The sequence below is a fragment of the Spirochaetota bacterium genome (assembly GCA_004297825.1).
Classification (GTDB): domain Bacteria; phylum Spirochaetota; class UBA4802; order UBA4802; family UBA5368; genus FW300-bin19.
Genome location: SCSX01000060.1, coordinates 1 through 23,941, shown reverse-complemented (window position 1 = coordinate 23,941; position 23,941 = coordinate 1). Strand labels below are relative to the sequence as shown.

Here is a 23,941-nt window from a genome sequence, read left to right as displayed (position 1 = left end):
GGCTCACCCCTTCGCGCGAAGCCCGTTGATGTACAGTTCGACCGCGCTCCGGTAAACCTCCGCCAGATCGTCGCCGCGCAGGATGGTGTTCTTGAGTTTCTTGAACTGGATGAGCCCGTGCAGCACGCCCCAGAACGCGACCGCCGCGTGCCGTGGATCGGTGCGGCTGAAAATTCCGGATTCGGTCCCCGCCACGACCGCCTTCACCACCGACTCGAGGATCTTGTTGCCGTGCGTGTCGATGCGCTTTTTAAGTCGCGGTGGGAAGAGGACGTCAGGCGCCGATAAAAAGTAGTTGATGATGTCGAAGTATTTCTTGTTCTCCACGCTGAAGGCGAGGTAGGCGCCGGCCATGCGTCGAATCCCGTCCTCGGGACCGTCCGCGGATTCGACGGCCCGGGTGATGCGCTCTCCCAGAAGGTCGAGTCCCTCTTCCTGGAGCGCGGCGAACACCTCCTCCTTGCTCTCGAAGTACAGGTAGATGGTCCCTACCGACATTCCCCCGAGCGTCGCGATGCGCTGCATGGTCGCCGAGGCGATCCCCTTTTCGAACATGAGCGTCCGGGCGGCGTTGAGTATCTGCCCCCGCCGCTCTTCCCGTTCCTTGTCCCGCCTCAACCTCGTTTTCATGTGTCAGTACCTGTATATGTCCGTGCCCGGCGCGCGGGTTTGGCGGTCCCGTGGCCGGTGCGCCCGGGGTCGCGCATCCCTGATAGAACGAAACGCCCCCGATTGCAACAAGGATTTTTCGGGAAAGGGACGCCGGGAAAGGACAAGGGGGCCGATACGCATGTAACGTCAAAGGAAAGGGAGATGGCGGAGATAGAGGCAAAGGCGATTGAGGAGATAAAGATTGGGATCAGGCCCCGCGGGGCCCCGGCATGAATTCGGGTCGTATCTTTTTCGTCATGAGGCGGTCGTACAGCGCGGGAATAAGGCGTGCGATCAGGTAGCTGAGCTTTCCCGTGGTCGTGAGCACGAGCATCCGTTTCCCGGACGCGACGGCGTCGCTCACGGCGGCGGCGACGTGCGCGGGCGAGTCCTCGCCGCCCGGGACGCTCCGGTCGCCGGTATTGAGGCGGCCCTTCCCGTCAAGCGCGCTCTTCTGGAGGTTCGTGGACGTGAACCCCGGGCAGAGCATGAGGATGCGCACGCCGTGTTCCGCGAGCTCGGTGCGCAGCGATTCGTAAAACCCGTGCAGGGCGTGCTTGCTCGCGGCGTACCCGGTGCGGCCGTACAGCGGCGCGACCCCGGCGACGCTCGTCGTGACGACGATGACGCCCTTGCGTGTTATGAGCGAAGGAAGCGCCGGGAGCGTGCAGTTCACCGCTCCAAAAAAATTCACGTCCATCACGCGCCGGTACACCTCCGGGCTCGTATCCGCGCACAGGCTCCTCTGCGTGATGCCCGCGTTCGCCGCGAGCACGTCTATGCCGCCAAAGCGCTTGATCGCCTTCTTCACCGCCGCGGCCGAGCTTCGCGCGTTCGTTACGTCGCAGCGAATCCCCAGGACATCGATTCCCATTCCTTTCAGGTTGGCCTCCGCCCGCGCGAGCGCCCCCGCGTCCCGGTCCAGGAGCGCAACGCGCGCCCCCTCGCTCCCGAAACGCTCCGCCATCGCGAAGCCTATGCCGCTTGCGCCCCCGGTGATGAGCGCAACTTTTCCCTCGAATCGTTTATTCGACATGTCGGGTTCCTCCACGGTCATTCCCTTTCTACGGTTTCCTTTCCTATTCCGCCGGGATCGCCCATTTCGCAGCGCTCCCGGATGACAACGGCGAGGTTGTCTAAAGCTCCATAAGCTGGCCGCCGCAGATATTGATGGCCTGCCCGGTCACGTATGCCGATTCCCTGGACGCCAGGAATGCCACGAGGTCCGCGACCTCACCCGGCGTTCCCAGCCTTCCCAGGGGAATGGTCTTGCACATTTCCTTCTCGCGCTCCTCGACGGTCGAGTTGTACACTTGCGCCTCGAGGCCGAACCTCCAGCGCTCCAGGTCGGTATCGATCTGCGCGGGGCAGATCGCGTTCACCCGCACGCCCGCGCCCGCGAGCTCCTTCGCCATAATCTTGGAGAGCATGATGACCCCTGCCTTCGCGACCGCGTACGCACCGTTGAAGATGGGCGGGACTTTCCCGGCGCGCGACGCCGTGTTGATGATGCTCGCCGGTGCGCCCAGCATGAGGGGGAGGAGCGCCCTGCTCGTTTTGAACACCCCGTGCAGGTTCACGTCGATCGTTTTCATCCATGCGGCCTCGTCGTAGCCCAGGAAGGAGTTGGGTACGCCGAACGAAGCCCCCGCGTTGTTACACAGCACGTCGAGACGGGCGAAGCGCTCTTTCACGAACGCGGCCAGCCCCGCGACCGACGCGGCGTCCGTGATGTCGCACGCGCAGGCAAACGCCTTAACGCCCGTTTCGCGCTCAAGGGAACGCGCGACCTCCTCCATCTCCCCTCCCGTAGCGGTTGAGATTATGGCGCCCTTCCCGCTCCCGTCGCCCAGGTCGGCGACCACGATGTTCATACCGCACGTGGCGAGCTTGTGCGCGATCGCGTACCCTATCCCGCTCTTTTTCCCAGATCCCGTCACCAGTGCTGCCTTGCCCTTCAGATCGTCGTACATGTGTTCACCCCGGTTAGCCCGGCCGCCCTTGAAGCGCGGTACCGTTATTTAGTTGCAATTAATGGTAATTCTGTTCAGTAAATGAACTATATTCATTTTACCGTTCGCGTGTCAACACTTTTTACAGTGCCCGTATCGGGCGCGGATCGGCCGGGGGGAAGCGCCTTTACCGTGGGCGCACTTCATGGGAGAAAAAGAGAAGATGGGGGTCTATTCAATCCCCATCTTCCATAAAAGGCGTACCCGCCGGAAGCATTCATCCTTGAACGCTCCGGTGGCACGACATGATAAAAAGTAACTGTTTACGCCCCCGCCGCGCATACGGCCGAGTCGGACTCGGACGCCTTCGCGGCAGTTCCGAATGCGGAGTCGGTGACCACTCCATACACGAAATACTCCTGCCCCGCCTCCAGGCCCGATATGGTGAAGGGCGGCGCGGTATCGACCCCGCCGTCGTAGCGGCGGAACTTTCCCTGGGCCAGTCCATTCACCTTTTTCTGGGTGAAGAATGTGACGTGCCGGCCGGCGATTTCCTCGGTTCTGAGAAATGAAACGCTGATCTCGCCGGCGGCGGCTCCGGGCACGACGGTGAAGTTCATGAGAGACTCTTCTCCCATCTCGCGAAAAAGCCGCAGGGGCAAGCCCTTCTTCTGGTTGGCCGAATTGGCGCCGATAAAGGCGTTAAATCCGGTCAGGTTCCTGTTCTCCGCGTAGGTCTCCCAGCCCAGGTGCATGACCCCGTTCAACTGCTTCCAGTCCTGCACCAGCTTGCCAAAGGCATTGCGGATATTCTGCTGCTTCTCCGTGGGTTCCCCGGTAGGTTTAGAGTAGGTCCTCGCGTAATTGATGCCTTTCCACTTGGAATAGACAACCGACCCCATTTTTTTACGTACGTCGTCCAGCATTGAATTGAGTTTAATGGTGCTAATGGTGAGCCTCCCTGTAAATTTGATTTAACGGTTGAACCGTTATCTTGAATACGATTGCCGGGCGGGATTAATAAAATTTTCCGGAATATTTTTATAATTTTTTTCACGTTTATTAATTGTGAAGCTGTTCTGAACAATTCCCGGGTTTTTTATGAACATGCATGCATTTATGTTGTATAGGGTTTTCAAAGCAAATTTTCAAGCCGCAGGAAAGCGAAAGTGACTATGGAGCGACGGTGGTGCGAGTTTGGTGCGAAGGATGTGATTGGAGGGTTTCTAGACGGAGTTGGTAGTTCTGTTGTATTTTGGAGATTGGTTTCCGGAGTCGGGGTCGTTGAAAGCGGACCCTAATAATGTAGCAGCTCTTTCAATGTCATCAACTCGCTTTCTGAAAGCTTAATCGTTATCGCATTATCCCCCGAATGAAATGTATAGGTCACTCCCTGAGCCGACTGCAATTCTGGTTTTAAATCCGCCGGTATCACGGTTCTTGCTTTTAGAATTCGATAAAAAGTCGTTGTCGTCGTTGAACCGGTCGGCTTGGAATAATCGACGGTTCCCCCTCCACCGGATTTAAAATGCGATTGAGTATACGCATCTGATTTGTCCGACGTCGTGATTTCTTCCAAAGGGAGAATATAGTCTTTGTCGTTAACCGTCAACACCGCGGTAGCGGCAAGGGGAGCACATTCCTGACATGCTCGAATTTGAAAAAGGACGGGTACGGGTTCAGTTTTTGCCGAGACGGATGTGCGGGAGTATGTTATGAGTGCTCGATAATTAGGAGACCAGAAGCCCGGCATGCGCTCTTCTGCTATGTGGTGCTGCCGTAATGTGTATCGCTTAATTCCTCCCTGAGCTTCATTACTGATTTCAATTTTACCCATGGTTGAACAACCAGCACACAGGATATAAAGGATTGCAATTATCACTTTTCTATAACTCATGTTGCACTCCAGAGAATGAATATCGCTCAGAAAATGAAACCACATATTAAGGCATTTGAATAATCCACGATACGCAATCATGCTGAGGCAATTATTACTAAATACAAGTTAAAATTCATATTTCAATGAATAATAATGATTGACACTATTCAGCACAATGAATAGTGAATAGTGTTCATTAGGATTCACTATGACGTAGAATCCGACGAAACTATCCTCTATATTGTGTGTCTGCCAATGAAAAGACTGTTAAAAGTCCCGATCATCGTATTCAGCTTCCTCTTATTCTCGTGCGGCCAGTCAACACTCACCAGTGATATTGAATCCCGGTTCAATGATGAGTATCACAAAGTACCGCCTTCGGCGCCATGGGCGGTAAAGATAGATAACCGATATACGCTCACCCGTGCGCAGGTTGACCGCGAGCGTGAATTCTTAATTAAATGGCTTTCCGACCCGGTAGAACGCGAAAAGAATTTATCGGATAAGGGGCTCGCAGCACTCTACCTGGATAATATTCTGAATCAGACTCTGATTATCCATAAGGCCATCGAGGATGGTACATTTAAATCGCCCGAATTTGACATGTTTATCTGGGTTAGTATCCGTGACGCGATAGTTAAGTATTACCTAAAGAAACAACTTGAAGAGCATAATTCCGAATCCCTGTGGGCGCCTGTCGCCAACGCAGAGATTGAAGAAGTTTATAAAAAGAACGTGGAGATTTATTCAAAGATGGGGCTCTCCAGGAAACAAGCCCTGGCTGAAATTCGCACCTCGCTGTCCAATGAGCGCAATGCGTTGGCTATGAAAAAATTGGAAAGTGATTTGGTAAACGAGCTCAAACTTAAATTAAAAATAGAATTCTCCAAATAAAGAGAAGTACACATCCATCATTCTCATTGAATGGTGAAGGCGGCCAAAGTTATGCGTCGACTTGCAATTTGTTTACTAAATTTCATCATCTGCTCCCTATTCGTATTCGCGTGCGGGAAAAATACCGAGAAGGCCCAGGAATTCTACCTGAAAGGAAAAGAGGCCTACACGCGCCAGGAATTGGATACGGCGCGCGCCCATTTTTCCGAGGCATTAAACCACGATAAGACCCTTCTAAACGCTCACCTGATGATTGCTAAAATTCACTATTTTAAAAAGGAATTCGGCGACGCGCTTTCCCGGGTGAGCATAATCCTGAAAGAGAACCGGGACCACACCGGCGGTCTTTTCTGGAAAGCGCGCATACTCACGGTGATGCCCAAGAAAGACAATGCCGATGAACAGACGCTCGAACTGCAGGCAATTGAAAGCCTTACACGCGTTCTGGAGCTTGATTCGCATCATATCCATGCACGTTCGCTGCTTGCATTGCTTTACGAAAAGAGAGCCCTCTATAAGGAAGCGCTTGCGGAATACCTGACCGCTTTAGAGGAGGAAGAAGCGCTCGTGAATACACGGGCGAATCTTGGATTGCTCTATCGCCGTATGGGCCTCAAGGATAAGTCGATCAGGGAGATGAAAACCGCATTAAAAATAGCGGATGCGGCGGAAGTCAACAAGAAGGGACTGCAGGTGATAATGGGGGAAATTGAAAAATGAGAAATACGATCGCAGGTGTTATAATCGCCATTTTTGCCTTACTGTCATGCGCTGGGGTCGATATGCATATCCAGAAAGAGAAGGCCCCGGCTCGTATCGCAAAAGTTCAGATTGGCACTTTTGAGAAACGAAACCTTGGATACGATCCCTATGTTGCGCTGAATTTTGCCGATGCGCTTAAATTCGAACTATTCAAACGCGGGGTAAGCACGGAGCTTCAACGTGTCGCGGCATCTACAACCAACCAGAAGACGAACGAGATCAGGCTTTTCACCTCCGATGAGATCAAAGAACTGGGCACAACGTATCAATTCGATTTGTATGTTCAAGGCGTGCTTGCCGAAATAACCTCCGGTGATACGATCGAAACTAATACCAGTTCTTCGATTACCGTTTTTCTTTATACCCGCGCCGGTGAAAAAATTGGAGAAGTCCGGTATGTGCTCAATGATTCGCTCTCGAATTTGAAAACCCTCGAAAAAATAGCGTCTGCCATCGTGAAAGAAATCAGCAGCGTGCTCCATACGGGGAGTTAATCGAACTGCCATGCTGCCTTATTCCTTTCTGCGTACGATCAGGTTCATAAGCGTGATCAGTGTCATCTCCGCTTTACTGTGGAATGCAATGGCGGCATATGCGGTTAAGCCGATGGATGTGGATGAAGATGCGACATCGAACATTTCAGCCCCGCGCTATGAAGACGAAATTCGACTTGATCTGGAAAATTCACTCGGCATCGCAATCAATAACAGCATCGATTTAAAATCGATCGGAGCGCAGGAACGGGTACGCGATTGTGTAATTTCCCAACGATGGCGCGACTTCTTTCCTACACTATCGGTTTCATACATGCAAACGGAAGAAGCCAGGCTCCGCGAGGCCGATTCACGCCAATATCGATTCACCGCCGAATCCAATCTTGTCGTCTATGACGGCGGTCAGAAAAAACTTGCCTATGACGTCGCAAAGCTTCAATCGATACTCGCACGTAATGATTATCGTATCGCGGTCAACCGGCTGATCGCCGATACGGGAAATTCATTTTTTAGTTTACTGCAACAGCGTGACGCAATTGCCATTCACAAGAAAACGCTCGTCCAAGGCCAAATGCAGCTCAAGTTCATTTCCAAAGAGCTGGAATTGGGGGAGGCGACCAGGTTCGACAGAATGGAGATCGAAGCCAAGGTCAAAGAGATCGAATTGAATCTTGAAAAAGCAAAGGATGATTTCGCGATCGGTCTCAATAAATTCAAGCTGATGCTCAGAATGGATTGGCGGCAGCGTGTTGCGCTAAAGGGCGATATCGAGAAAGACTTCATAATTTCCAGGATCAATGAGGAAAAGCATCCGATCGATGACCTGATAGTAACTTCATTGAGAAATCGTAAAGAGATCGATAGCGCAGACGTGGAATTTATGATTAACCAGAAAAAATATCTCATGAGCAAGTACTACTACTTTCCCGAATTTTCACTTGGCGCAAGTTACTCCCTCACTGATGATCGCTATTTTCCCAGGGAACAAGGGTGGGGAGTAAATTTCAAGGTCACCACACGGATTTTCGGTAACAGCGCCACCATGGGGGGAGGCTATACAGAGGAAGGAAATAAAAACGCCCGTATCCTTTCCAGCAACGGGTCCGTTAACCTCCTTGACCGGCTGGATTACGAACAGGAGCTCGTTCAGAGCTCTATCGATTATATTACTGCAAAATACAAGAAAAAAGAGATCCGCCAGCAGATAGCCCTCGAGGTGGCTACGAATTACAGCGCGCTCATTAATGGCTGGAAGATGATCGAGATAGCGAAGCAGCAGCTTGAATTATATGATGCCCAGCTTGAAATCGAACGACTCAAAGCAAACCTGGGGGATTCCCGCCGCTATGATTTGATCAAGAAAGAGATTGAACGGGGAGAGTCGGCATTGTCGTACCTGAACGCGATAATCAGGTACCTGCAACTCGCCTCTACCTTTGAAATCGCATTGGGAGTTGATGTGGGATTTCTGCAAGTCGCATTACGAAGGAATGGAAGCACACCATGAAAAAACCGGGTGAAATCCTGCGATCGGCAATCGATTGGTTTCAAACACGAAACAAGCGTGCAAGAGCCGCCATGCTCGTCTTATTGGCGATCATTATCATTTCAACGCTTATTCCGACAATCACCCTGATTATTCTTCCGAATACCGACGACTCGGAAACAAATGAGGTATTCGGAAGGGATTCGATTGAGCTAATGACGGTAAAAAAGAAAAAAGTCGCCGATGATATCGAAATATTGGGCCAGATAGTTTATTTGGAGAAAGTGAACATTTCCTCCAAGGTCGCCGGCAGGCTGGAGCGTCTTTATCTATATGAAGGTAAAACGGTAGATCGGGGCGAGCTGATCGCGGAAATCGAGCGAATGCCGTTGGAACTTAATCTCAAGGAACAGCAGGCGGAGATGGAGGTTGCGGCACGCTCGGTTGACCTTGCCAGGGCAAAATACGAAAATGCCCTGCGTGGAATGGAAATCAAGCTAAAGACCATTGAGAAGGCAAAAGCCGACCTCAATGACAAAAAAGTATCGTACGACAACATGGAGCGCATGCTCAAGAATAAAGATGAACTGTTTAAAATGGGCGGGATAAGCGAGAGCGATATGGAATCGCTTAAAGCCCAGCACACGACCCTTTATACAAAATACCTGCTCGCGAAATCCGATCTGGATATACAGTTGGTCGGGTTCAGGGACGAGGATATACAGGCAGAGGGGCATGAATTACCCGACAGCGATGCAAAGAAATACGAATTTATCAAACAGATAAATACAAAGATGGAGAGGGCCGAGCTAGAGGCGGCCAAATCCAGAATCAAGCAACTCGAAAAGAATGTCGAATCAACCCAGATGCTCCTCAACGAAACCTATATTCGTTCACCGCTCACCGGGTATGTCGCCGCGAAAAACATGGAATCGGGGGAAATGGTTAAGAATGAATCGGTCATTGGCATTATTCTTAATATTTCGAAAGTCTTTGTATCCATGAACGTAAACGAGCAGGATATAAAAATCATAAAGAAGAATCAATCGGTGGAATTCACTGTGGATGCTCTCGGGGAGGAGGTATTTAAGGGAAAAATAGATAGAATTACCCCCGCCGTGGATCCCAAAACAAGGACGGTCGAGGTAAAGGCGATCGTCAACAATCCCGGCAACCGGCTGCTTCCCGGAATGTTTGCCCGTGCGAAAATCATCACCGCCGAAAAGTCGGATAAAATCATGGTCCCCTCATCCGCGTTGATCAAGAAAGATGAAAAAGACGCTGAAATCTACCTCATATCAAAAAATCTGGTTTTCAAGCAAAAAGTAAAAATCGGAAAAGAATACGGTTCGGAGACTGAGATTCTGGAAGGCATCTCGGAGGACGACGAGATAATCGCAAAGGGCGTCACCATGGCATATCCGGGAATGAAGGTGCGCGAAACAAAGTGATGCTCGATACTTTTATAAAACGGCGGGTCACGACCGCGATGGTCTTCCTGGGAATTTGCCTGGTAGGTTTCATTGCAGTCGAAAAACTTCCCGTACAACTCCTGCCCGATATCGAGTTTCCGCGCCTTACCATCGTTACCCCCTATGAAAACGCATCCCCCACCGAGGTGGAACAACTCGTTACGCGATATATAGAAGAGGCGGCGAGCTCCGTTAACGGCGTGTTGTCGGTCTATTCGGAATCCCTTGAGGGATTAAGCCTGGTGACGGTGAGATTTCAATGGGGAACCAATATGGATATGGCCCTCATCGAAACCAAGGAGAAAGCTGATATTATTAAAACGCAGCTTCCCCAGGATACGGGAAAATCCACAGTCATAAAGTTCGATCCGAAATCCGATCCGGTCATGATATATACGATCGCGCTCCCTTCAGGGACTGAAAACGATTTTGCACAGCTGCGAAGGAGAATCGAAAAGGAAATAATACCGTACCTGGAAAGAATCGAGGGGGTCGCGCTCGTCGATATCATGGGCGGCTACAGAAGGCAGGTTAATATAAACCTGGATTGCGGAAAAATTTACGCGCATAGCCTTTCACTCGCCGAAGTCATCGAAGGCGTGAATATGGCGAACTTCAGCTTTCCCGCGGGATACGTGGAAAAAAAGGACAGGGAGTACCTGGTACGGACGGTGGGCGAATTTCGCAATGTCGCGGAGATGAATAAGGTTGTGGTCGGCCGCAATGACGCGGGGGTTCCGATCTATCTCAAGGAAATTGGTGAAATTCAGGACGGATTCCGGGACCGAAAATGCATTGTTCGCCTGAACGGCAAAGAGGCCGTGGGGCTCCTGATCAGGAAGGAGCCCGGGAAAAACACCATGGACGTGTGCTCCCGTGTGCGAGAGCGAATCACGGAGCTTTCCGCAAAGTATCACAAGGAATTCCAGCTCGCAAACGTATTCGATCAGTCGTCCTTCATTCAAAGTTCGATCGATAATGTACTCAATGCCGCGGTGATGGGCGGCCTGATTTCCATTCTTGTACTGTGGTTTTTTCTGAAAAACGTCCGCTATCCATTGATTATATCCTCATCCATCCCCATTTCGATTTTAGGTACTTTTGCACTTATGTATTTTAAGGGAATCTCTATCAATACCATGTCGCTTGGAGGTCTCGCCCTGGGCGTGGGGGTTATGGTCGATGCGGGAACGGTCGTACTGGAATCAATCGCCGATGAACTTAAACGCGGGAAGGGAAAAAGCAGAATTGCGAATGTCATTGCCGGCACCAGGGAAGTGTTTATTCCCGTCACGACATCCACTCTCACCACGGTAATCGTATTCGCCCCGCTGGTTTTCATTACCGGTTTGAGCGGAGCGGTTTTTAGCGAATTGGCCCTGACGATAACGTTCTCGCTGCTTTGTTCGCTTCTTTCGTCATTTTTATTCATCCCGATGATCGTGGCGTTGGATATTCCTTCTCCGGAAATTTTCCGGGATAGCCGGATTACGAAGACTCTTTCGGGAATACAGCAGATGGTGTTTGATTTTTCAGATGTTTTCATGGAACGGGCGATCGCCCTCTATACCACAATCATGGAATATACGCTTGCCAACAAGAAACGCGTTCTCGTGGCCGGACTTGTTTCCATGGCCTTTGGCGCCATTCTTTTCTTGTTTGTAGACAAGGAACTGATGCCGCGTGTGGATCCAGGGGAGCTGGCGATCGATATCGAAATGCCAAAGGGAACCCCGCTGGCGGAAAGCGCCGAAATGAGCACCCGGATAGAAAGCTATCTGCTGAAGAAGCCGTATGTACGGGACGTCTACGCGAAGATCGGGTCCGATCCCGATGACAACATCTCGGAAAAATCGTCCGGACGCGCTTCGAATAACATACTCATCCAGATTTTCCTCAAAGGGGGACGAAGGCCCCATGTGAGTAAGATCGTGAGCGCCCTGCAAAATGAAATACGCGTGGGCGAGATGGTGAAAATGGACTATATCGTAAAAGAGAGCGTGGTTGAATCGCTTTTTGGACAGGGGGGAAAGGCCCTCACCCTGGAGGTGTATGGCAAGGAACGCGACGAGCTCATGAAGATCGGCGAACGGGTCCATGAAGGACTCGCCGCCATACCGGAGGTAAGGAACATTTCAGCCGCATTAGACCGCGGACACCCGGAACTAAAAGTCAATATCGACCGGACCGCGATGGCTTCCCTGGGCATTAACATTAGCGATATTGCCTCGGGGCTGCGCGCGGCAGTGCGAGGAGAGATTGCCACAAAATATCGCGAAAGCGACGATGAAATCGATGTGCGTGTAAGGCTCAGGCGCGAAGACAGGTCGGAAAAGGATTCATTGAGGCGCATTTTGGTAAAATCAAGTACGGAAGCGAACATTCCGCTCGGCAAGATCATTACCATTGAGGAGGGGAGCAGCCCCAATAAAATTATAAGAAGCGAGCAGAATCGAATCAACCGGATTACCGCCGATATCGTGGGATCGAAGGCGATGGTATTCGGTAAAGTCGAGCGCATGCTTTCGCATCTCAATCTGAAGGAAGGGTATGAGGTTAAATTCGCGGGGGAACGCGACGAGATTTCCCGTTCCCTGGGCGATATCGGCTTCATGCTGGGATTCGCCATTATCCTTGTCTACATGGTCCTGGCATCCCAGTTTCAATCGCTGGTCAGCCCGTTCATTATTATGTTAAGCATTCCCGTCACTATCCTGGGCGTATCGGCCTCGCTTCTCCTTACCGGGACTTCCCTCAATATCAATTCGGGAATCGGCATCGTGATGCTCGCGGGAAACGTCGTAGCGAACGCCATCATCCTGTTCGACTTCATCAGCAAGGAACACCGGGAGGGTGTGGGTCTCCACGACGCAATAATTGAAGCCGGCAAGAAACGATTAGAGCCGATTTTAAATACGACACTCACGACGATTCTCGCGCTGGTGCCCCTTGCGATCGGGATGGGTGAGGGTTCCGAGCTCCAGCGACCGATGGCTATCGCGGTCATTGGAGGACTCACGGTTTCCACGTTTCTCACCATGGTGGTCGTACCGACGATCTACGCCATGGTCGCGGGGAAGTCCGCGCGATGAAATACTTCATTGAGAACAGGATCAGCGCCTATATGCTCTTTCTGGCGTTATGCGCGTTCGGCCTGGTGAGTTATTACAAGCTGCCGGTTTCGCTCATGCCCCAGGCGGCATACCCGGCGATCTCCGTTATTGTCGAATATCCCGGAATATCCCCGGAAAAGATTGAAACGATTATTGTGAAGCCGGTCGAGAAGGCCGTGAAAACGGTGGCGGGCATCGAGAAGATAGATTCGGTGTCGGAAGAGGGGAAGGCCAGAATTAATATAAGCTTCCAGATTGAGTCCGATATCAAGATCTCCGCGCTCCAGGTGCGCGAGAAGATAGGTCTCATCCGGGACGGCTTTCCCCGCGAGGTGCAGGAGCCGGTAGTCATGCGCTATGATCCGTCGGACAGGCCGGTGCTCATCGCGACGGTCGACAAGAAAGGGGCTAGTCTCACCCAGATTCGCGATATGGCGGAGCGCGAGATTAAATCCAAATTACAGCGCATCGAGGGAATCTCGGAGATCAATGTCGTGGGCGGACTCCAGCGCGAGATACATATCAATGTGGACCGTACCAAATTTGAGGCCCGCTCTCTCTCATTCGACGATCTCTTTGCCACGATCCAGAAGAGCAATGTGGCGCTGCCCGGGGGCACGCTCCAGATGAGCCATCGCGAGTACAGCGTTTATACCTCCTCCCGTTATAAAAACATTGCGGAGATCGCCGATACGGCCGCCATGAACACGCCGAGCGGCTCTCTCATCAGGATTTTCGATATCGGTGACGTGCGGCAGGATTACCGGGAGCAGGAGGACATTTCCCGGCAGGACGGCGAAGAGCGTGTCACGATCTACGCGCATAAGGCAGGGGACGCGAATACGCTCGCCGTATGCGGCAGGGCCATTGACTTGCTCGGCGGCATGAAAGATTTTGAAATAGGGATTGTATATAACCAGGGCACGTATGTGCAGTCGGCGGTAAACAACGTCATTACTTCATGCATTTGGGGCGTCTGTATCGTCATTGTGGTATTAATCCTGTTCATGAAGAAGGCGACGCCGGTTATCACGATGAGCATCTCCATCCCCATTACGATAATCATAGTTTTCGCGGGCATGTATTTTCTAAAGATCGGAATCGACCTCATGAGCCTGAGCGGCCTGGCAATGGGGGCCGGAATGATCGTTACCAATGGGATAATAGTAACGGACTCGATCTATCGGGCGGGCCCGATAGATCGAAAAACCATACTCGAAAGAGTCGGTGTGGTTAAAAACGCCATTATCGCATCGACGCTTGCGACTATTGGCGCTTTTTTCCCGATCGTTTTCGGCGATATAGCAACCAGGAAAATGTACCTGGGCCTCGTGTTCACAATCGCTTCCGCGCTCGCGGTGTCGCTTGCCGTGGCGATCATACTCATTCCCGCATTGTATGCGGAAGTCTCCGAAAACCGGGGGCCCGCACAAGGCGGTTCGCGAACGGCAAAATTATCGCGTTTGTTTCAAGGCAGTATCGGTCATACTATGAAACTTTCAACAATTTCCGGTTTGGTGGAAAAATTCAAAAAGCTTTTAACAACGATGAGCGGATATGAAAACCGCGCGGGAAATGCCTATGCACGCATACTCGATGGCGCCTTTAGCAACCGGCCAAAAGTGCTTAAATACCTGTTGGGGATTGTAGTGGGAACGGCGCTCCTGGTTCCACTTTTGAAAAACGAGTATATCGATCCTTTCAGCACCAACGAATTTTATGTATACCTGGAGTTTCCGACCGGCAAGTCCCTCGATCTTATCGACCGCGCCGTGGGGGACGCGGAGAAAAAGCTCAAATCCATGGAGATCGCGTCTTCGATCACCACGAAGGTCGAGAAATGGAGGGGGACGCTTTCCGTCAAGCTTGATGATTCATACTCCTCGAAATCAAAGCAAGAAGCGATAAAAAAATCCGTAAAGGACGAGCTTGGCCGAATCGTCGCTCCCGGGGAAGGCTTCGTGTACATTACCGAATCGGCCGAAATAAATACGCGCGAGCTCGACATCACCTTTATAGGCAATGAAAACGAAACCTTGAGGGAAATCGCCTCTTCGGCCGCGCGCCTCGTTTCGAAAATCCCCGGGGTCGACGATTGCGTGCTCAGGTTCAGGGAGGGAAGGCCCGAATACCGGCTCAACGTTGACAGGCAGAAGGCGGCGCTCTCCATGCTCACCCCTTACGACATTTCGCAGTTTTTAAGGAGCGCGCTCTTTGGGCCCGTCGTCACCAAGCATATTGAGAACGATCGCGAGGTGGACGTGAGAATTAAATTCGCGAAGAACCAGCGCGATACGATACAACGGATACTGGGCTACTCTTTGGTGAATAGCGAGGGGTCGATGGTGCCGTTAAAAGAACTTGTTTCCGTCGAAGAGGGGAACGGCCCTACGCGTATCTGGCGGCACAACGGGCGCCGTTGTGTTACCATTACGGCGAAACTGGGGGGAATTTCAGCCGAAGGCGCCGCGTCGAAGATCATGGACGCATTCAAGACCATCAAATTCCCCGAGGAATACTACTACGAATTCGATGAAAGCGTGAAGCGCATGGAAACCACGCGGCATTCAATGATGTTCGCGGTCGTGTTCGCCGTGCTCTTCGTGTATATGATTCTCGCGTCCCAATTCGAATCGCTCACCCTGCCGTTCATCATCATGGCGTCCGTGCCGCTGGCGGCGATCGGGATCGTTCTCATGCTGGTTCTGACGATTTCCTCAATCAATATCTCCGTGTATATCGGGTGCATAGTACTCGCGGGCCTGGCGGTCAACAACGGCATTATTCTCGTGGATGCGATCAATAAGGGGTACCGGCGAAGAGAGTTCGGCATCCCTGATTGCCGGGAGTATATAAAGACCGCGTGCCTGGAGCGGTTTCGCCCCGTATGCATCACGACGCTTACCACGATAATGGGCCTTGTGCCGATGCTCCTCAAGGGCGGCGAGGGAAGCAACCTGTGGCGCCCGCTTTCGCGTACGATTATAAGCGGAATGTCCTGTTCTGCCGTGCTGACGCTCGTGCTCATACCGGTGCTCTGCACGTATGCCTATACCTATTACTTAAAGAAGAGAGGGATACATGAACAACCTGAATATGCCGTTTAGAACCATTGTCGGGATGTCCGCGCTTTTCATCACCTATTCATACAATGACATCCTCCTTTTCTCCGGAGAGCTGATCGTATTCGCTAATCTTTTATTTTTCGTACTCGTGGCGTTGCTCCTGGGCGAATTGCTCCTCGAAAAAGATGAGACCCCTCCCCTTCTCTCATGGGCGATCCTGGGGGCGGTGTTCCTGGCGGGCATCAATATCAGGTTCAAAATAAAGATGATGGTATTCCTGTCGATTGCGTACGTACTCATGATTCTTCTTGCATGGATAAGGGCCCGGAAAGGAATGGCTATCCCGGCCGGAAGGTATATGGGCCCCCTGGTGGCGGCGGTAATCACCATCGCCGCTATCGTTCTTGCGGCGACAGGCGTATTGAACACTTATGTTCTTTTCGGTATTTCTCTCGCGCTTGTGGCATTGGAGTGCGGCGTGTTTCTCATGCGCGTTCGGGCGCATTCATGATGGGGAGGAAGGTATTTATGCGGACTAAGATAGTATCGGCGCTCGCGCTGTGCGTCCTGGCATGCGGATGCTACAATCCCCTGGGGCTGGATACCCTGCGCGTAACCGGGTGTACCCCCTCGAACGGGGTGCGCGGCGTTCAGGATGACGTCCAGGTCGTCGTCACGTTCAACAACGAGGTAAGCAGAAAGGATATCGAAGATTCCTTCTCCCTGAGCGGCGACGAAGAGTCGGTGGAGGGAAGCTTTAACTGGACCTCATCGAAATCGTTCAGCTTCGTACCGCGCTCGGCGCTCTCCACTAATGGGCGCTACGTAATATCGATCCCGCGGTCGGTACGGGACTCGAAGGGCAATAAGATGCAGATGGATTTCCTGTCCGAGTTTTATGCAGGCGCCGATATGGACCTTCCGCTGATCGTATCGACGGCGCCCGCGTATACGGAAGGGGGGACGATGAACATTCCCGTAGACCAGGACCTGGAAATCGTTTTCTCGGAACCCATGGATGTTCAGAAAACGGAGGAGGCGTTTTCGCTTTCTCCGCACACCTATGGGTATTTCTCATGGAACGCCGGGCATACCATAATGCAATACGTCCTTACCGGTGAAATGGAGTACGGGACCCAGTACCACTTGACCCTCTCGGGCGGCGCATGCGACGCGGCGGGGAATGAGCTTGCCGAACCGTGCTCAATCATCTTCATCACCGGGGACGACTTCACGCCCCCCGAAGTGCAGGGCATGTATGACGCGGGAACCGTGCCGCCCCCGTACTGGTCTACGACGGCCATGAATGAGGGGGTGAGCAAAGAAACCAATATCGCGGTGTCCTTTAGCGAACCGATGAACAGGAGCGTGACCGAAGGGGCATTTTCCCTCCAGCCGTCCACGTCCGGCGTGTTTACCTGGAATGCCGGTTCGACAATCATGGTTTTCTCCCCCGAGGAGGCGCTTACCCCCGGTGCGGCATATGTGATCAAGGTGGATACGAGCGCCCAGGACCGGAACGGCCGGCGCCTGCTTGCCGAGCACCGGGCACTGGTGCATATAAACGGCACCGATTCGCGGCATTTCAGGGTGGGGAATGTGTACGGCTCCCATGACGGAGGGGTGACCGATGCCTACCACCTGCTTTTCTTTCAAAATCCCGCGACATGGCCGGTCAGTATTGAGATGGGAACAGTGGCAGTTCCCGCAACCCCCACGGATTCGGAAATGGACTATTATTTCAGGATACACTTCGAATACGAGGACAACGGCGATCCGGCCCCCATCACGACCGCTTCGATATTCGACAGCGTGAGCGTGGACGATTTCGGGATTACTTACGTACCGAATATCAAGGACATTATACACATGCCCGGCGACAGCGAGATAATCGTGGTGATCGGGAACATGTCGAACGACGAGAGTTCGGGAGCCCCGCGCGTGCTCTACCGGCTCACGGTGAGCGGCGGGAGCTACGGCATGAAGGACGCGGGCGGTAACGAGATGCGAGAGTCGTTCAGCTTCGAATGCAGGGAGGATTGATATGCGAATAATCCTGAGACATTCACTTTGCATAATGGGCGCCTTCCTTGCCGTGTGGGCCCCGGCAGGATGCGGCGCCGTCATGGATAATCTGGGTTTTGGCCAGCCGACGGTACGATCGGTGTCGCCGGCGAATAACGCGGTCAACATTCCCGGGGGCGCGGAGATCGTGGTCCGGTTCAGCAAGGAAATGGATCGTGTGAAGACGGCGGAAGAATTCAGCCTTTCCACGACGGAGGGCGAGGTATACGGGTATTTTTCCTGGGAGGACGGCGGTACCACCATGCGCTTCCAGCCCAGGACGCCGCTGGACGGCACCCTGTATACCGTGTCCGTGTCGACCGGCGCGGAGGATATGGATGGAAACGATCTGGAGAAGGAATTCAGCTCGGTGTTTTACGTGAATACCGATTCGCAAAGGCCCGCCATTCTCTCCTACGATCCCGCAAACGATTCACTGGGCATTTCGCCGCTCGCGAATGTAAACGTCAACTTCTCGGAACCGGTGGACCTTGACAGCATCTACAGCGCCATTACGCTTACGCCGTCGGTCGAGGGAACCTTCCAGTGGAACCCCGCGCACACCTCGATAACGTTCGACCCGCTCTACGAGCTGGAATACGGAACCACCTATACGGCGACCGTGAGCGATTCGCTGCGCGACGCGAACGGAAATTCGCTCCAGGAGTCCCTCTCGTTCAATTTCACCGTGGGTGACGATTTTATAAAGCCCACGGTGCTTTCCGTGCTCCAGCTCCCGGCGGGAGCGGCCTGGGACGAGACCGCGACAACGAACGGCATAGAACGTGCCGGGGACCTGCTCATTACCTTTAGCGAACAGGTGGCGCGGGCGGACATGGAGGGCGCCATTACCCTGACCCCGGATGCCGGCTTTTATATCGACGCGAACATCACGGATACCACGGCGCGCCTGGTCTTCGATTCCCCGCTTGAAAGCGAGACCGCATATACCCTGAAAATCGCGAAATCGATCAGGGACGTGCAGCATAACCAGCTGGAGCGCGAGTACGCGTACCGTTTCTTTACAAACGGGCCCCTTTCCCTCCGGCCTACGGTCCTTACGATGGCCGACGCGGGGGGCGACTGGAATCCCACGGAGATTGAGCCACTCACCTACGCGGGGCTCGAATATGCCGGGGTCGTGATCCGCTTCTCGCAGGCCATGCGGCCCGCGAGCATAAACGTGACGATAGATATCGCCGCGGGGAGCGCCCAGGGGAGCCCGCAGGCGATAAATCCCGAGTGGAACGGCGCTTTGACGGAATACACGTTCGCGATGGACGACATGTACGCAGGAAAGGTGTACCGGATTCGGGTTAAGGGCGGTTCCACGGGGGCGAGGGACGCGAACGGAAATAGTATGAAAGAGGATTTTGTGCAGTACGTGAGGTTTTAAACTAAAAGTAATTAAATGTAGTGAATACTCCCCCGCCGCCGGAGGCGGCGGGGGAGTATTCCTGGCACCTATTATTTTATGTGCATATATTTAGCAAGCAGCTGAATAGTTACAGAACCAAGATTTATACACCATCTAGCATTATGCTTGGTAAAAAAAGCTTGCATAAATAATCAAAATCATTTTCAACTGATTCATTCGAAGATTTGCAAGTTTCACGTATTATCGATCACCCTATTACAATGCGAATGTACCGGCACATATTCCTGAGCCTGGTCCTGGCGAGCGCTGTGCTCCCCGCGGCGGGTTTTGCCTCGACGGTGGAGTGCAAAGCCTCCTGGGAGCGTACCGCCGACGAGACGGTATGGACCGGCGCCGTGCGCTCCGGTTTAATGACAGCCGGGGCCGATACATCCTCACTTCGTTACAACGCCTGGTGCGGGGCAGAATCGCTTCAAAAGGCAGTTTCCCTGCGCACGTCCCTTGGAGATGAATTGAAGGCGCTTACTACCGGGGATGGCTTCGCGGCGGGGGCCGTGGAATTGTTCGAAGTGCTTACCGCCCGCGGAATAGTCCCCCTCACCCACGAAGAATCAAACCTGATCGCCCGCACGAAGACCCTTCCCTATGGGCCGTTCCTTCCCAAAGCCGAAATGAGCGCCGATGCGCCCGCAAACACGCTTAGCGCGTTGGCGGAGGGAGTCGTCGCGATGCGCACCGTAACGGGAGGGGGTCACGGGATACGCGCACGCGCGCCCGGCGCGGAGGGATATCGGACACCCAGGAAAGACTCCGTTACGATGGATTTTTCACTGCGCACCGGGAAGCATAGCCTCTACCGCATGGTGCTCTACCAGTACGAGGACTCACCGGCTGACGCACCGACATTTAGTTTCCCCCCGCGCTTTGTCTCGTCCTTACCAGAAAACCGCATCACTTCATATAAATCAAGCACACAACCCACACGATCAGGAGACACCCTATGAAGACTCCCCGCGCCCTCACGTCCATATTTCGCGCATTGGGAATCATCCTCGTTCTCGCCGCCGTCGCCCTTGTAACCGGGATACCCGGCTACGGCGCGCGCGACGTCCAGTTCCGCTCGTTCGAGCGCGACAAGTCAAGGCTGGAGATGTCAGTCGAGAAGGCGGGACGCGAAGGCGACCGGGAGACCTGGGAGCGCATGGTCGAGGGCGGCAAGGAGGCGCTGCAGGCCGAATGGGAGCGCGACGCGGAAACGAAGATATCCCGCGCGCTCCTGGAGGAGGGGAACGACCCGGCGCTGCGCACGGCGCTCGAGGAGGACCGCAACGAGGCGCGCGCCGAATGGGAAGACGCGGCCGAGGGTCTTATCTCGAAGGCGGAGGGAAGCTGGTTCGCCCGCGCGAACGGATTCACGGCACCGGGGTTCGACCGCGCGGCGCTGGAACGCGCGGTAAGGGACGCGGCCCAGGCCGCCAAGGCGCTCAAGGGAACGGCCGCGCTCGCAAAATTCGACGAGCAGGTGAACCCGGTGCTGGACGACCAGGTGAGCGAATGGGAGCGCGCGCTCCTCGCGCGTGAGGACACCCTGCGCGCGCGGGGCACGGAGCTGGACGCGCCCGCCCGCGCCGCCTTCGAGACCGAGCTTCTCGCGATTATGAAGGAGATTCGCGAAGGCTACCGGCTTGACCGCTTCTCCCTGGTCTACAAGGCGCGTAACGGCGTGATCGCGGACATGATCATAGACGACGAGTCGCTCAAGTTCCAGAGCCTGAACGAGCGCGCCGACGCGGCAGGGGAACGGATCGTTTCCCAGACCCGCGAGGATTTAAAGAAGGAAGAGGCGCGCATACTCGACCGGAACGCCACGGCACCCAAGGGCGCCGACGCGAAGGAACTGGAGGACGCGGCAAAGCGGCGCGACGAGGAGTTCACGCGCATGCTGGAACGGGGCATGGACGCGTGGAAGCAGGCGCAGGAGAAGCTCCTCACCGAGATGCGCGCCTGGAAGGCGACAAGCGAGGAGGCGTTCGAGGAAGGCGAGCGCGCGTGGAGGGACGCGCTCAACAGGATAGTGCGCGCGCGCGACGAGTGGCGGGAACGCACGGTAGGCGAGATGGACGCGGCGCAGAAGGCATGGCAGGCTCGCCAGGATGAACTGACAGCAAACCGGGGCCAAGCCGAAGGTGACTTGGGACAGTACAATAACGTTCAGCAAACACTGTGGCAGGAATCATCCCAGGACTATACGGAGATGATGCATGACGGGATGGACGCGTGGCAAAACGCATGGGATAACGCGGCCTGGCTCAATGAAAAAGCGGAAGCATGCGATCCCAAGGGATATTTGAATACCCTCCAGCAGCAAGGCCTTCGTGAATTTATTGATCCGGTTTCCGGCGACAATATTTTTGGGAAAAAAGCGGACGAATTGTTGAGTATTATGTGGGCGTCATATCATTCCGACGGCGATAGCTGGCGGAACACGGTGCTCCCCCAGTGTACGATAACTCCAAGAATAGTTGATACAATCTATGACGAAGAGACGGGAACGGTTACCGAAGTATACAATGTTACACTCTATGCGGAGTACCGGTGGCTAAAGAAACGTGTTACCCACAGCGGTTACGCTGGCGAACACAGGCATACGCATTGGGACCCCAAATTCATTGACGAAACATTTGTTTTCACGAGATACACCAATGTGATCACGAACGAGACCGGCAATACCAATAAAACCAGATTTTATTATTACAGCATAGGCAACACGTTTTGGTCGAATCAGAGGGATACTTTCAAATCCACCATAGCCTCGACCGAGGCCGACGTGCTGGGACTCTTCTCATCGTCCACCGCCGCTCACCCCGGTTATCTTACCAACTCCAACGGCGATTACGGGCTATATTACCTGGAAAACGGCGCGCTGGAGAAGGACCCCTACCTGATGACCCAGGCGGAGCAAAGCTTCGAGCTTAAAAAACAGGACATGGATTTCTGGACCTCGCGGTTTTCGATCGCCGAGGACGTATTGAAATACGCGAGCCCCGAGCTCTACGACGATACGAACGAATACGCCCCCGGCGGCATGCGCGAGGGCGCGGCAGTGACGGAGCTTCGCGTGAACGAGCGGCGGACCGCCATGGACGACGCGAAGCGCGCGTATGACGAGTTGAACACGCGCGCCCAGGGGATGGTCACCGAGATGACGAACAAACAGCAGGCAGTGAATGACGCTGTTGCCCTCCTGGACAACCAAACCCTGAAAGACGAGATAGACGCCGCCTATATCGCCTATAGGCAGGAACAGGACGCATTGAAGGAGATTCTTGCCCGGACACCCGCTGCAAGCAACGCGGATATTATGGCGGAGATGGCTAACTATGAAATTTCGCTTAGGAACTACACCAGTGCACAAGCGAAGTACCAGGCCATAGAAACGCAGATACGCACCGCGCGCAACGCCCTCCAGGAGACCCAGGCGACCTATACCCAGTACATGGACGACGCCGCGGACGCGTATGAAACCTACCGCACGGCGGAGTTGAACTACGAGCGCGCATACGCGGTGTGGGAATACGCCCGCACCCCCTACCTCATGGACAGCACCTTAAACGCGGGAGGCACGGGATTCCAGGAGCTTACCGGCATCCCGGTCCCGGACGCGCTGGAGAATTACAATTATATAAAGGGATTGTACGACGAGCACGACACATCCTTCCAGGAAGCGCTTACCGCGCTGAACGACCAGAAGGGCGTTGAAGACCTGCTGGGGAACACAGGATACAAAACCGCACGGGATAAAGTGCTCCTCGCTTTGGAAAACATAACGGACCCGGATGACGCGGTGCAGATACTGGCAACCTACCACGCGGAATGCGCCGCGCTCAGGGAGAACGGCGGGTACGACAAGACGCTGGTCCTGCGCGACGAGGCGAGCGTGCTAAGCGAGCTGTTGGGACAGGCGAAGACGAAATTCATGGAGCTGATGGAATCCGGAAGCAAAGACGCCGCCACCACCTACGAAAGCGTCTACCGCGCGATCACGGACCTCCTGGTGAACGACGGCAGCGGCACGGACGTGGGAACGCTCACCGTAAACGAACTCCTCAAACAAAGCACGCAATTCCAGGATGATTTATGGGACCAGCAAAGTATAGAGCTTACACTCCGCGAGAACCGCTGGGGAGAAACGGCGAATTACATCTTCCAGCGCGGTGATATCGACTGGAACGGCCGCGTGAACGACACGGTAAATGAGTGGAAGAAGTGGCGGATAGAGGCGCGGAACGAAATAGCGAAGGGCGAGAAGGAGTGGGAGGCGGCCGGACGGGGCTTTCAAACGGAAATGAACGCATGGCAGGAGGAAAGCTCCCAGACCGCCGGAAAGCGCGCCCAGGCCAGAAGCGAGGAAGAGTTAAAGAAGAAGATCGCCGAGTATACGAAGACCTTGAAGAAGAGCCTCCCCGGGGCGATGGATATAGAGATAGACGCGGACAAGATCGCAAGGAAATACGCAACGAACAACATAGCCGGCCTTGGGGTCCTCACCGACAGCGCCAAACAGGCGGACACCACGATGGGCTTTACCGCCCTATTCGACTTAGGGATATCCACAGGAAAATACAAAGCCGCCTTCGACGAACAGATGAAAACCTACGCCGACCGGATGGAGACGATGCAGACAGTACGCATGGCCGAGGGGGCGTACCAGGCCTTCCAGGGGATGCTGGC

The 23,941-nt window shown here is 53.8% G+C and carries 16 protein-coding genes; 11 read left to right on the top strand and 5 right to left on the bottom strand.

Translation table 11 applies throughout. The annotated features are described in order from the left end of the window. Nucleotides 1-3: 3 nt before the first annotated feature. The 5 genes from EPN93_11905 to EPN93_11885 form a co-directional block, all read right to left on the bottom strand. On the bottom strand, nucleotides 4-630 hold the full coding sequence (locus EPN93_11905) for a TetR/AcrR family transcriptional regulator (GenBank protein TAL34421.1): 627 nt from the start codon (nucleotides 628-630) through the stop codon (nucleotides 4-6). Nucleotides 631-859: 229 nt separating this feature from the next. After that, nucleotides 860-1,708, bottom strand: coding sequence for an SDR family oxidoreductase (locus EPN93_11900; GenBank protein ID TAL34420.1), 849 nt, complete (start codon nucleotides 1,706-1,708; stop codon nucleotides 860-862). Nucleotides 1,709-1,787: 79 nt separating this feature from the next. Next, complete coding sequence (locus EPN93_11895) at nucleotides 1,788-2,624, bottom strand: SDR family oxidoreductase (protein TAL34419.1); 837 nt, start codon at nucleotides 2,622-2,624, stop codon at nucleotides 1,788-1,790. Nucleotides 2,625-2,926: 302 nt separating this feature from the next. Further along, on the bottom strand, nucleotides 2,927-3,505 hold the full coding sequence (locus EPN93_11890; protein TAL34418.1) for a hypothetical protein: 579 nt from the start codon (nucleotides 3,503-3,505) through the stop codon (nucleotides 2,927-2,929). Between the two features lie 395 nt (nucleotides 3,506-3,900). After that, nucleotides 3,901-4,500 (bottom strand): hypothetical protein, encoded by a 600-nt coding sequence (locus tag EPN93_11885; GenBank protein TAL34417.1) that lies wholly within the window; start codon nucleotides 4,498-4,500, stop codon nucleotides 3,901-3,903. Between the two features lie 237 nt (nucleotides 4,501-4,737). On the opposite strand from EPN93_11885, the gene EPN93_11880 reads away from it, so the two are divergent. The 11 genes from EPN93_11880 to EPN93_11830 form a co-directional block, all read left to right on the top strand. Next, entirely contained in the window at nucleotides 4,738-5,376 is a 639-nt protein-coding gene (locus EPN93_11880; protein TAL34416.1) for a hypothetical protein, read from the top strand. Nucleotides 5,377-5,406: 30 nt separating this feature from the next. Beyond that, nucleotides 5,407-6,096 (top strand): hypothetical protein, encoded by a 690-nt coding sequence (locus tag EPN93_11875; GenBank protein ID TAL34415.1) that lies wholly within the window; start codon nucleotides 5,407-5,409, stop codon nucleotides 6,094-6,096. Then, entirely contained in the window at nucleotides 6,093-6,632 is a 540-nt protein-coding gene (locus EPN93_11870) for a hypothetical protein (GenBank protein TAL34414.1), read from the top strand. Before EPN93_11875 ends, EPN93_11870 begins: the two co-directional genes overlap by 4 nt. A 10-nt stretch (nucleotides 6,633-6,642) precedes the next feature. Next, a complete protein-coding gene (locus EPN93_11865; GenBank protein TAL34413.1) occupies nucleotides 6,643-8,139 on the top strand; it encodes a TolC family protein in 1,497 nt (498 codons plus the stop codon). Further along, nucleotides 8,136-9,569, top strand: a complete 1,434-nt coding sequence (locus EPN93_11860) for an efflux RND transporter periplasmic adaptor subunit (GenBank protein ID TAL34412.1) — start codon at nucleotides 8,136-8,138, stop codon at nucleotides 9,567-9,569. Before EPN93_11865 ends, EPN93_11860 begins: the two co-directional genes overlap by 4 nt. Beyond that, nucleotides 9,569-12,682, top strand: a complete 3,114-nt coding sequence (locus EPN93_11855; protein ID TAL34411.1) for an efflux RND transporter permease subunit — start codon at nucleotides 9,569-9,571, stop codon at nucleotides 12,680-12,682. The genes EPN93_11860 and EPN93_11855 overlap by 1 nt, the downstream gene beginning before the upstream one ends. Then, nucleotides 12,679-15,810, top strand: a complete 3,132-nt coding sequence (locus EPN93_11850; protein ID TAL34410.1) for an efflux RND transporter permease subunit — start codon at nucleotides 12,679-12,681, stop codon at nucleotides 15,808-15,810. The genes EPN93_11855 and EPN93_11850 overlap by 4 nt, the downstream gene beginning before the upstream one ends. Nucleotides 15,811-15,975: 165 nt before the next feature. Beyond that, nucleotides 15,976-17,811 carry a hypothetical protein gene (locus EPN93_11845; protein ID TAL34409.1) on the top strand — a complete coding sequence of 612 codons (1,836 nt, stop codon included), beginning with the start codon at nucleotides 15,976-15,978 and terminating at the stop codon, nucleotides 17,809-17,811. Between the two features lies 1 nt (nucleotide 17,812). Next, nucleotides 17,813-19,228 (top strand): hypothetical protein, encoded by a 1,416-nt coding sequence (locus tag EPN93_11840; protein TAL34408.1) that lies wholly within the window; start codon nucleotides 17,813-17,815, stop codon nucleotides 19,226-19,228. A gap of 248 nt (nucleotides 19,229-19,476) precedes the next feature. Beyond that, the gene (locus tag EPN93_11835; GenBank protein ID TAL34407.1) at nucleotides 19,477-20,214 is read left to right on the top strand and encodes a hypothetical protein; all 738 of its coding nucleotides are present in this window, start codon (nucleotides 19,477-19,479) and stop codon (nucleotides 20,212-20,214) included. Further along, nucleotides 20,211-23,941, top strand: a 3,731-nt coding sequence (locus tag EPN93_11830) for a hypothetical protein (GenBank protein ID TAL34406.1), incomplete at its 3' end; no start/stop codon positions are given. The genes EPN93_11835 and EPN93_11830, both read left to right, overlap by 4 nt.